This is a genomic window from Phaeobacter sp. QD34_24, assembly GCF_028890115.1.
In the GTDB taxonomy this organism is placed as follows: domain Bacteria; phylum Pseudomonadota; class Alphaproteobacteria; order Rhodobacterales; family Rhodobacteraceae; genus Phycobacter.
Map to the genome: position 1 here is coordinate 92146 of NZ_JARCJD010000003.1, position 11858 is coordinate 104003.

Consider the following 11858-nt stretch of genomic DNA (forward strand, 5'->3'; position numbering starts at 1 on the left):
CCGCTTGCTAGCCGCCGAAGATGAACAGTTCGGCATCAAGCAGGGCGCCCTGGTTCGTGTCCAGGATGCGCAAGCTTACATCATCAAATGAAATGACAACGTCCTGACCGTCCTGCTCAAAGGACAGGTCGGTCATCTGCCGCGCGCCGGTTTCGATGCTGATGCGGTCTTGTGCCAGTTCGAAATCCGTAATGGTGTCATTGCCATCGCCGCTGCGGAACACGAAGACATCCCGTCCGGCGCCCCCGGCGAGCCGGTCATCGCCATCGTTCCCGCGCAGGGTGTCTTTGCCCTTGCCGCCGCGCAGCGTATCGGAGGCATCGCCACCGTCCAGATAGTCCGCGCCGCCATGGCCCAGCAGCCGGTCGTCGCCATCGCCGCCATAAAGGCTGTCCCGTCCCCGGTTGCCCAGGATCTGATCCGCCCCGTCACCGCCGAAGATCACATCATTCCCGGCGCCGCCGCGGGCGAGGTCATCGCCGCCGCGCAACTGGATCTCATCGTCGCCCTGCAATCCCAGGAACATGTCATTTGAGCCGCCACCTTCCAAGTAATCGGCGCCGGTGGTGCCCGGTGTCGGCTCGGCCGGTTCCTCTGGTTCTTCCGGTTCAGGGTCGGTTCCCGGCAGATCTGCGTTCAGGTTGATGACCCGATCATCCAGCGCCAGAATCTCCACATTCCTCAGCTGATCGGTGCCCCATTCGCTGCTCACCTCAATCCCCTGACCGTTGCGCGTGATCTCAACCTCGGAAAAACTGCTGCGCAGGATAAAGGTATCGGTGCCGGAGCCGCCATCTACGGTGTCATTGCCGCGGTTCAGCTCAATCCGGTCGTTGCCCAGACTTGTCTCCCAATACTCGCCTGCGGTGCTGTGCGAAACGATCCGGTCGTCGCTTTCGAAGAAGAAGCTTTCCAGTTGAACCGGATTATATGCAATGAGTTCGAAGTACCCGAGCGAAAAACCTTGAACCGAGGCGACACGCTCTCCGTTCTGCAGCAGGGTGATGCTTGTGACGCTCATGTCATAGGGAACGATCTCTGGGAAGTCGCCGACGACCCGCCAGACATGACCGTTGCTCCCCCGAATCTCGATCGTGTCGGAATTAACTCTGACGGTCACGGCGTCAACAAGATCGCTATGAACAAAGAGATCAGAAAATACATGTGATCCGCTTGGGTCGTGGATGGTGATGGTGGACATATTGGCTCCAACAGGCGGGCGGCGAAGCGCCGGAAATCAGTTTTTGAGGCGGGAAAGAAATGGGGAAGACCTAGAAATACACGTGTGGTTTTGACTGTCCTATTTGGCTTTGGGTTGCTGATTTACTCTACCAATACGTGAGGAGGCGCCGCAATAGCATGGTTAAACAATAGTTAATGCCTAAGGTCGGAGATGCGAGGTGAGATCATCTGCAGTGGGCGCACATGCACGGTTGATGCGGGTGTATTTGCAACCCGCATCAACCGTGCATGTGCGACGCCCTCACCTGAGGGGCCGCACATGTTGGTCGCGTCCTTCGTCCTGGATCAGAACAGGAAGTTGTCAGCCTGATCAATGTCCGACAGCTGGGCGTTTTCAATCAGAATGGTCACGTCGGAAAAGGCGACCAGGACATCGTCACCCTGCTGGCTGATGTCCAGCTGCCTGAACCGGGAGGCGCCCAGGCCGATTTCGATGTGATCCACGCCGACAGTGAAATCGGAAATGGTGTCATTGCCATGGCCCTTGCGGAAGGCAAAGACATCGGCCCTGTCGCCGCCGGTCAGCAGATCATCGCCCTTGGCACCGATGAGGGTGTCGCGCCCTTGGCCGCCCTCAAGGGTGTCGTTGCCAGAGCCGCCATTCAGCGTGTCGCCGCCATCGTCACCACTCAGGTGGTCATCGTGGTTGCCGCCGTTGATCTGATCCTCGCCCTTGCCGCCCTGCAACGTATCGTTGCCGGAACCGCCGTTCAGCGTATCGTTTCCATCGTCACCACTGAGCTGGTCGGCGTGCCTGCCACCGTTTATCTGATCGTCGTGATCTCCCCCTTCGAGCGTATCGATGCCGGAACCGCCATTCAGAATGTCATTTCCGTCACCACCCGTTAGGTCGTCATTGTGGTTGCCGCCATTCATTTGATCGCGGCCCTCGCCGCCCAGAAGGCGGTCCCGACCGTGGCCTCCATCAAGGACATCGTCGCCACCGCCGCCGCTGAGGCGGTCAAAACCGGTGCCACCGATGATGGAATCGTCGCCACTATTGCCAATCAGCCTGTCGTGACCCTCCGCGCCGTCTAGGCGATCATCGGAATCGTTGCCGAAAATCAGGTCATCTCCCGAGCCACCGTTGAGCGTATCATTGCCTCCCGATCCGAACAGCGTGTCATTTCCGGTCAAGCCATTCATCACGTCGGCACTCATGGTTCCCTCCATGAGATCCTCGGTGGACGTGATCTGTTGATCACCCGATATCGGGTTACGGGTTCCGTCCCCAATTGTGACCGCAAGAGTCCGGTCCAGAAATTGAAGGTTTTCAACCGAGGTGAAGGTATCCGTCCCGTCCGGGGTCCTGACAGTGATACCTCTAAACCCACTGACCGTGCTGGTTTCAAAGGTTGCGCTGGCAAAGGTGGCGTTGATGATCAACCTGTCGGTGCCGCTTCCGCCGTCAATCGTGTCGTCGCCGCTCCCCGGGTTGATTGTGTCATCGCCGGCGCCTGCCTCCCAGCGGTTTCCCCTCGTGGAGGTGACGTTGAAGGTGTCATTGCCCTGGGTGGCGTAGGTGGTGAAAGAGTTAGAGCCAACGTTGGAATAGCTGGTGAACGGAACATCAAGCCCCGTGGCCGAAAACGCGGTGACGCCTTCGATTTGCAGGGTAATGTTTCGGATGGTCCCGGTTACAGTATAGCCAGTCGAATAAAAGCTCCCGGAGACCGAGTAGAAAACCGATTCCCCCCGGTTGTTGATGCCGGTTAGGGATACCGTCGATGTGCTTGTCGTGACCGGCGTGATATTCCTTATGTAATAGGTTTGCAGGTCTCTGACCGACCAGGTTTCGGTTGAATTGTTGATTGTAAACGTTGCCATTGGGTCTTCTTCTTTGGGTATTGGATTTCTGAATTATTGGATGTGGATTGGGGCCGCAGATCAGGATCAGAAGTGGCAGGTCTTTGCTCTGCAGGGGCGGGTGCAAGAGAGGGCAGAGGCACTGTCCGGGCCCGCGTTTAATCCTGCTTGGGGACAGGTAACGCCCTGATCCCGGACGGGTTTTCTCGTCAAATCAGCATCCCCATTCAAGGCCCTGCAGTGGAAAGCGTGGCTGAAATCCGCGCGTGCGCTTCAGCTCTTTGTACAACCTGTGAATGATGCCTTCAAGGCGCATGTTTAACAAAAGCTTAAGTTAAGGCTGGCACGGGATAAGCTCAGCCGCCGCAATAGCGCAGGCTCCACACTCAAGCTGGGTAAAAAGAAAACGCCGCAAGATCTTGCGGCGTTCATAGGTTTGCAGACCGGGAAATGCCCGATCAGGCAAGTGAGGCGTCAGCTGTCCGACTTGGCGGCGGCAGGTGCTGCGGCAGCAGCTGCCGGTGCGGCCTTTTTGCCTCCGGGGTTCAGCGGGTCATCCTGACGCTGCACGGAGCCTTCGAAATGGGCGCCGCTCTCGATGGCGATGGTCTTGTGAATGATGTCGCCCTCAACCCGTGCGGTCGAGGTCAGGCGTACCTTGAGGCCGCGCACGCGTCCCACGATCCGACCGTTGATCACCACGTCATCGGCGGTGACTTCACCCTTGATGGTGGCGCTTTCACCGATGGTCAGCAGGTGCGCACGGATATCGCCTTCGACGGTGCCCTCGACCTGGATGTCGCCGGTGGTCTTCAGGTTGCCGGTGATGTGCAGATCAGAGCTGAGCAGCGATGCGGGCGGCTTGGCCTTGGGCGGGCTGGCCTTGAAATCGCTTGCAGGCGCAGCGGCGGGCGGCGCGCTTGGCGTTGCGGCAGCTGGGGTTGCTTCGGCCTGCTTGGGCCCGGGCTCGTTGATTTTGCTTTTAGAAAACATTTCGTGCAGCCTTGATGTAGGTCATAGGGTTTACGGGTGTTCCGTTGACCCGCACCTCGTAATGAAGGTGGGTCCCGGTGGACCGTCCGGTGTTACCCATATCAGCAATGTGATCCCCGCGCGAGACCCTTTGACCGACCTTCACGCGGAGTTTGGAGTTATGGGCATATCTGGTTTCGATGCCAAAGGCATGGCGAATGGTAACCAGCCTGCCATAGCCGGACTGCCAACCCGCATGGGTGACAACGCCGTCGGCGGTGGCAAAGATATCGGTGCCGGTGCGGCCGGCAAAATCGGATCCCTTGTGCAGCCGACGTCCGCCCGTCTTGGGATCGCGCCGGTAGCCATAACCTGACGTCTGGCGCACCTGGCCCAGGTTCACCGGCGTGGCAAAGGGCGCTTGCTGCGCGGCCATGCGATAGAGGTTCAGCTGGTTGAGCTCATTGAGGATCCGGTTGGCCCGCAATTCCTCGGCCGTGGGTTCCTCACCGCGCGTGGACAGCGCCAAAGGGGCCAGCGGCCCACCCTGACCGTTATAGCCGCGCCGGACCTGTTCCAGGATGCGGTCGGGCGCCATGCCCACCTTGCGGAACATCTTGTCCAGCGGGGTCACGGAAACGGTGACCGCCTCTTCCAGCTGGCGGAAGATCTGGTTGTTGCGCTCGTCCATCAGCTTGAGTTCCATCTCAAGCGAATCCCGTTCCTGAAGCGCGGAACGCGCATCCGAGCGGATCTGATCGCGCTCCCCGGCGGTTTCGGCCAGGGCGGTGGAGAGGAACTCCATCTGCAGCGGGGCGATGGCTGCGGCCAGTTGCGTGTTGCCGTCTGCTTCGGTTTCCTTGCGCAACTCGGCCAGGGTCGCGCGGGCACTATCGCGTTGGCTCATGGTTTCGCGCAGGGTGGTCTGGATCACCTCGATGCCGGTTTCCAATTCGCGGCGCCGGGTTTCAGAGGCCAGAAGTTCCGACTGCATGTCCGAAATCTGTGCCAGGGCGGCATTGAAGCGCCGCTGAGCCGCCAGCGCCTCTTCGGCGCGGCTGTCGCGTTCGGAGGCAATTGCATCCAACCGACTGCGGTAGGTCATTTGGTCGCGCTTGGCCTGTTCGCGAAAATTACCGGCGCCGATACTGTCCATCAGGACGATGGCCGTGGCGATGATCGACCAGCCGACAAACAGGCCTGTTCCGATGACGGCCACCAGCTGTGTTTCCGGTCGCAGACGGATGAACCGGGTATCGGTATCGGATTTCAGGAAAACGCGACGTTCCGGTAAGTGACGCTCCAGAAAGGCGTGAATTTTGATAGTCAGACGTGTCGGCACGCGCTGATCCTTGTTCCATCCCATTTGTCATGATGTGCCCCGTCAAGGCGCAGACCATGGCCCATTTGAATAGCCAGACCGCCCTGCTTGGGCAAGTCTGTTGACCAATTTGAAGGGAATTCCTGCTGTCAGGGCGGGCAATTGGCGGAATACTGCCGGGCGCCCCCGGTGGATCAGTCGAGCTTGGGTTGCGCCCCTGTCTCGGTCAGCGGCCAGTAGAAATCGGGCGGCAGCCCCGCCTCGGCGCGCTTTTCCTCGTTGAACGGGGGCTTCAGCGTGCTGTGGAAATACTTGCGTACCAATGCGTGGAACACGTCCTTGGGGTCCAGGTTCTCGCGGCCGCAGAGGAAATGAAACCATTTTGAACCATAGGCCACATGGCCGACTTCCTCGCTGTAGATCACCTCAAGCGCCTCGACCGCCTGGGTGAGCTTGGCCTTGCGGAAGATCTCGATCATGCCGGGGGTGACATCCAGCCCGCGCGCCTCCAGCACCATAGGGACCACCGCCAGGCGGCCCATCAGATCGCTCGCAGTGTCTTCCGCCGCGCGCCACATGCCCGCATGGGCGGGCAGGGCGCCGTAATGGCTACCAAGGCTTTCAAGGCAGTCGCACATCAGGTTGAAATGTTTCGACTCCTCATCGGCCGATTTCACCCAGTCGTCAAAGAACCCCATCGGCATGGGGACATGGGAAAAGCGGGCGATGATGTCCCAGTGCAGATCCACGGCGTTGAGTTCGATATGGGCAACGGCATGAAGGAGGGCGATACGCCCCGCTTCGGAGCCGGGCTTGCGTTTGGGAACGTCGCGCGGGTCCAGCAGTTCGGGGCGGTCTGGCCGTGCCGGTTGCAGGGGCGGATTGGCCGTGCCGATCGCGATGTCCGGCGCCTCCCCACGCCGTGCAGCGAACCAGCGGGCGGCGTGGCGGCGCGACAGGGCGGTCTTCTCGCGGCCATCGGCAGTGGTGAGAACCTCTGTGGCCATCTGTGCAAGGGAAAGGGGGGTGTCGCTCATAGTGCCTCTACCTGAATTGTGCCTCTGGCTGATCTGTGCTGTCCCCGGTTCCTGCACCTTCGGTCGGTCTTTGGCAATGGGGGCGGAATGGGAACTCCTCGGGCAGGCTCCCGCCCGTCGTCGATCATTTGAGGAAATGATCTCCTCCCGTTGGGCCCGGCGCCGCGCATCGCGCGGCGCCGGGCCCAAGGCCGCCAAGGGCAGGGCAAACAGGCCCTGTTCCGCGGGCGCGGGAGCCCCACCGAATAATTGGCGTTGAAAGGATACGGGCGGCGGTGTTCGCTCAGAGCGCCTTGATCGCTTCCAGAACCTCTTCCACATGGCCATCGACCTTGACCTTGCGCCAGATGCGCGCGATGCGCCCTTCGGCGTCGATCAGGAAGGTGGAGCGTTCGATTCCCCAGTGTTTCTTGCCGTACATGTTCTTTTCCTTCCACACACCGTAGTCCTCGCAGGTGGTGCCGTCCGCATCGGACAGCAGGGGCGTGGTCAGCTCATGTTTGGCGACGAATTTGTCGTGTTTTGCCACCGTATCCTTGGAAATACCGAACACTGCGGCCCCGGCATCGGCAAAAGCCTGCAAAGATGCTGAAAACCCAATGGATTCCTTGGTGCAGCCCGGCGTATCATCGCGCGGGTAGAAGAACAGAACGACCGCCTGGCCCTTGAGGTCCGCGAGGGAGACCTCGCCACCGCCATCACGGGGCAGGTTGAACAGAGGTGCGGGAGTGGAGGGGGTGAGATCGGATGGTTCGGACATTGTGGTCTCCGCTTCGTTTCACAGTTTCGGGCGCCATAGATAGCCTATGGTAGGCAAAGGAAAAGAACAGATCGAACCTTTGGCGCATCATCGCGAGTCCGACGGGCCAGAGGCCGCGCGTGCCGAACCCGTGCCGGGGCCTGCTGATGCCGTGGCCGAGCAGGCGCAGGACTTGCGCGCCGCCGTGCCCTGGCGGCTGCGGGCGCTCAAACGGATGGTGCGCCTTGTCGCAGTGCTGTGCCTGATCGCCGCGGGAGCCCTCTATTTCGGTATCGGGACCCGGCTTGATGCGCCGCAATGGCTGCGTCAGCGGGTGGAGGCGCGGCTGGAACAGAACCTGGGCGGCTTGAAGATCGAATTCGGTCAGATCCACATGGTGGTGAACCGCGGCTGGCGGCCTCGGATCGGCCTGCGGGATGTCGCCCTGATCCAGGCTGATGGAACTCCGGTCGCACGGCTGGCGGATGCAGAGGTCTCTCTGGCCATGCGTCCTTTGCTGAAAGGGCAGATCCAGCCCAAGAAGATCTGGCTGAGCGGGCTCTTTGCCTCTTTGCGGCGGGGGGCTGACGGCAATTTCCAACTGAGCTTCTCCGAGGCGGGATCGCCCTTGCGGTCGGCCTCGGACCTGCCACAGCTGATCGAGCACTGGGATGCGCAGTTTGAACGGCCTGAGCTGGCTGCCTTGACCGAGGTTGCGACCGAAGCGCTGACTCTGCGCTATGAGGATGGCCGTCTCAATCGGGTCTGGACCCTGGATGGCGGCTCTGTACGCTTGGCGCGCGAGGGCAAGAGCCTTGCGCTTTCGGGAGGCTTTTCGGTGCTCAGCGGTCGGCAATATGTCGGTACGGTTGAGGCCAACTACAAGTCGGATATTGGCGATGCATCGGCGGATTTTGGGTTCCTGATCAGTGAGATCGCCAGCGAGGACATTGCGGTGCAGGCGCCGGCCCTTGGCTGGCTGCAGGCGCTGAGGGCACCGATCTCCGGGTCCTTGCGGGGCGGCCTGGGCAAAGAGGGCGAGCTGTTGACCCTGTCCGCCAGCCTGCAGATCGGCAAGGGGGTGATCCAGCCGTCGCAGGAAACCCGGCCGGTTCCGATCGAAAGCGCACATAGCTATTTCACCTATTTCCCCGCCGAGCAGGCGCTGCGGTTCGATGAGTTGCAGGTCAAAAGTGGCTGGGTTTCGGGAACGATGGAAGGCCGGGCCAATCTGAGCGGGATCGAAAACGGCCGCCTGACCGAACTGGTCGGGCAATTGCGGTTTACCAATCTCCTTTTGAACCCGAATTACCTTTACGACAGGCCGCTCGAACTGGCGGGCCTGCGCGCCGATTTCCGGCTGGAGCCGGATCCCTTCCGCCTGCAGCTGGGGGAAATACTGGTGCGCGACGGGAAGTCACGCATTCTGCTGGATGGCTCCGTCGCTGCCCGGCCCGAAGGCTGGACCTATGCGCTCAACGGTCGTGTGGACCAGATGTCGGTTGACCGGATCAAGGAACTGTGGCCCTCCGCCGCGCCTCCGAAACCACGCCAATGGGTCCGGGAGAACCTGTATCGTGGTCGTGTCGTCGATGGCCATGTTGCGTTGCGTGGGGCGGGGCTGGAAAAACCGTTCCTGCATGTGGATACCAGTTTTGCCGGGGTCGAGGCCCGGTTTCAGAAACACATGCCGCCCGTGCAGGAGGCCGCGGGCCAGTTCAGCCTGCATGGCACGCGGCTGGTGGTCACGGCAAGCGCGGGGACTGTCATGGCCGAGGAAGGCGGTGCGGTCGACGTCACCGGCACCTCCTTCATCATCCCAGATACCTCGGTCAAAGGCGGCGCACCGGGGATTGTTCGGGTGCAGGCCTCCGGGTCGGTGACGGCAGGCCTGTCGCTGCTGAATCGGCCGCCGCTTGCGGTGATGTCCAAGGCTGGTCTGCCGGTGACCCTGGCAGAGGGGCAGGCCCATGTCACCGGGACCCTGTCCTTGCCCCTGCGCCAGGGGGTGACACCCGAGGAGATTCTCTATCACTACACAGGGGAGGTCACGGATGTGCACAGCGCGGTGCTGGTGCCGGGGCAGGAGGTTGCAGCGGATCGCTTGCAGCTGAGCGGCGATCAGGGCCATGTCACCCTCTCGGGCGACGGCACCCTGTCCGGTATCCCGCTGCAGGCGACCTGGCGGCAGGAGATTGGCCGCGATGCCGATACAACCAGCTATGTGAATGGCGAAGTCACCCTCTCGGACGCTGTGCTGGAGGCCTTCAACATCGGCCTGCCAAGCGGCTCGGTCTTTGGGGAGGGGCAGGCCCGGTACGACCTGCGCCTGACACCGGGGGCGCCGCCCGAGCTGAGCCTGACCTCGGCGCTGGAGGGCATCGGCCTGCAGATCCCATCCTTGAGCTGGCGCAAGCCGGAAGCCAGCAGCGGCCTGCTGGATATGATCGTGACGCTGCGCAGTGAGCCTTCGGTGGACCGTCTGCGCCTTGAGGCGGCGGGGCTGAAGGCCGAAGGCACCGTGACCACCCGCGAGGACGGCAGCCTGGACCGGGCGCTGTTCAGCGCGGTCTCCCTTGGCGACTGGTTGCGGGCTCCCGTTGCCATTGTCGGGCGCGGTACTGCCGCCCCGGCCATCCGGATCGAGGGCGGCATGATCGACATGCGCCGGGCCCCCTTCACCAGTTCCAGCGGCAGCACCGGTTCCGCTGACAGCGGCGCCTCGGGGCCGATCACGCTGGCCCTGGAGCGGCTCCAGGTGACCGATAGTATCGCGCTCAATGGCTTCAACGGCGCCTTTGTCACCCGGGGTGGGTTTCGCGGCGAATTTGCGGCGCGGCTGAACGGGCAGACGCCGCTGACCGGGATCGTGCTGCCGGAACAGGGCGGCACGGCAACGCGGATCAAATCGGAGGACGCCGGGGGGATCTTTCGTGCCGCCGGCGTGTTGCGGCACGGGCAGGGCGGGACATTCGACATGACCCTGGTGCCCGCCGCCCGGCCCGGCGAATACGACGGGCGCATGACCGTGCAGAACACCCGCGTCAAGGATGCGCCCTCGATGGCGGCCCTTGTCAATGCGCTGAGCCTGGTGGGCCTGGTCAACGAACTCTCCGGACAGGGTATTTTGTTCTCAGAGGTGGAGGCCAGCTTCCGGCTCGGCGCCACCCATCTGATCGTGCATGAAAGCAGCGCGGTCGGCCCCTCGATCGGCCTCTCCATGGATGGGAACTACGATCTGAACACCTCGGAGCTGGATATGCGCGGGGTGATCTCGCCGATCTACATGGTCAATGCCATTGGCAGCGTGCTGACCCGCAAGGGCGAGGGATTGATCGGGTTTGCCTTCCGGTTGCGCGGCAGCTCGGATGATCCGAAGGTGCAGGTTAACCCGTTGTCGGGTCTGGCTCCGGGCATATTAAGAGAGCTGTTCCGCGGTCGCGCACCGCAGGTGCCGGGGCAGGAACCGGCGGCCGCGCCGCCCACCAGCGGCCCCCTGGCGCCGGAAAAGAAGCCGACTGCGCCCGCCTCCGCCCAGGGGGGCGAACGCTGACAATTTCCGTGGTAAAGCGGAGGCAAAGCCCCTATATGGCCGCCATGAAACTGAGCGACTTTGATTTCGACCTGCCCGAGGATCTGATTGCAACCCGTCCCGCAAGCCCCCGCAGTGCGGCGCGTTTGCTGGTCGCACAGGGGGCAGAGATCACCGATGCCCATGTCTATGACCTGCCGGACTGGCTGCAGCCCGGTGACCGGCTGGTCCTGAACGATACCAGGGTGATCCCGGCGCGCCTGTCGGGCCTGCGCCATCGCAGCGGTGCCCAGGGGCAGACCGCCGCCCGGATCGAGGTCACCTTGCTGGAACCGGGTGCGGATGGCACCTGGACCGCGCTGTTGAAACCTCTGAAAAAGGTGAAGATCGGCGAGACGATCCGTTTTGCCGAAGGGTTCGAGGCGGTTCTGGATGCAGTGACGGACGGGCAGGGCGCGCTGCGTTTCAACCTAGAGGGCGATGCCTTTGAGGCGGCGCTGTCAGAGGCGGGCGCCATGCCCCTGCCACCTTATATCGCGGCCAAACGCGCAGCGGATGACCAGGACAAGACCGACTATCAGACCGTCTGGGCCAAGAATTCCGGTGCCGTGGCGGCGCCGACCGCATCGCTGCATTTCGACGAGCCGCTGCTGAAAGCCCTGGCGGCAAAGGGCGTCAGCTTCACCTATGTGACCCTGCACGTGGGGGCTGGCACCTTTCTGCCGGTCAAGGTCGAGGATGTGACCACCCACAAGATGCACGCGGAATGGGGCTGCGTCAGCCCCGAGGCCGCCGCCGAAATCTCTGCGACCAAGGCGGCGGGGGGACGGGTCATCCCGGTGGGGACAACCGCCCTGCGGCTGATCGAAAGCGCCGCCCGCAGCGGTGAGATCGCCCCTTGGGAGGGAGAGACAGACATCTTCATCTACCCCGGTTTCACCTTTCACGTGGCCGATGCGCTGATGACCAACTTCCACCTGCCGCGGTCGACCCTGATGATGCTGGTCTCGGCCCTGATGGGGCAGCAGACTATCCGAGAGATCTATTCCCATGCGGTCGAGAACCGCTATCGCTTCTTTTCCTATGGCGATGCGTCGCTTTTGATCCCCCCTACGGCGGCGGCGGATCAGACCTGACCTGCCTGCCGCGGCAGGGTGTCGAAAGGAGCTGCAGCGGGCGGGCACTGAAACACCGGTGCCGGGCCATGAA

At 62.3% G+C, this 11858-nt stretch carries 8 protein-coding genes; 2 read left to right on the forward strand and 6 right to left on the reverse strand.

The features are described from left to right. Nucleotides 1-7: 7 nt before the first annotated feature. From PXK07_RS03320 to PXK07_RS03345, 6 genes are all read right to left on the reverse strand, one after another. Nucleotides 8-1201: a calcium-binding protein gene (locus PXK07_RS03320; protein WP_274846768.1), complete on the reverse strand. Its 1194-nt coding sequence runs from the start codon at nt 1199-1201 to the stop codon at nt 8-10. Between the two features lie 326 nt (nt 1202-1527). Then, entirely contained in the window at nt 1528-3069 is a 1542-nt protein-coding gene (locus PXK07_RS03325) for a calcium-binding protein (RefSeq protein WP_274846769.1), read from the reverse strand. Nucleotides 3070-3522: 453 nt separating this feature from the next. Next, nucleotides 3523-4041 (reverse strand): bactofilin family protein, encoded by a 519-nt coding sequence (locus PXK07_RS03330; protein WP_274846770.1) that lies wholly within the window; start codon nt 4039-4041, stop codon nt 3523-3525. Continuing rightward, nucleotides 4031-5362 (reverse strand): DUF5930 domain-containing protein, encoded by a 1332-nt coding sequence (locus PXK07_RS03335; RefSeq protein WP_274846771.1) that lies wholly within the window; start codon nt 5360-5362, stop codon nt 4031-4033. Before PXK07_RS03335 ends, PXK07_RS03330 begins: the two co-directional genes overlap by 11 nt. Before the next feature lie 173 nt (nt 5363-5535). After that, nucleotides 5536-6378 carry a ferritin-like domain-containing protein gene (locus PXK07_RS03340; protein ID WP_274846772.1) on the reverse strand — a complete coding sequence of 281 codons (843 nt, stop codon included), beginning with the start codon at nt 6376-6378 and terminating at the stop codon, nt 5536-5538. 283 nt (nt 6379-6661) lie between these two features. Continuing rightward, nucleotides 6662-7138 carry a peroxiredoxin gene (locus tag PXK07_RS03345; protein WP_274846773.1) on the reverse strand — a complete coding sequence of 159 codons (477 nt, stop codon included), beginning with the start codon at nt 7136-7138 and terminating at the stop codon, nt 6662-6664. A 46-nt stretch (nt 7139-7184) separates the two neighbouring features. Between PXK07_RS03345 and PXK07_RS03350 the strand changes: the two genes are divergently transcribed. Together PXK07_RS03350 and queA are read left to right on the forward strand one after the other, a co-directional pair. Next, a complete protein-coding gene (locus PXK07_RS03350) occupies nt 7185-10670 on the forward strand; it encodes a YhdP family protein (RefSeq protein WP_274846774.1) in 3486 nt (1161 codons plus the stop codon). Between the two features lie 44 nt (nt 10671-10714). Next, nucleotides 10715-11785, forward strand: a complete 1071-nt coding sequence (gene queA, locus PXK07_RS03355) for a tRNA preQ1(34) S-adenosylmethionine ribosyltransferase-isomerase QueA (protein WP_274846888.1) — start codon at nt 10715-10717, stop codon at nt 11783-11785. The last annotated feature ends 73 nt before the right edge of the window (nt 11786-11858 follow it).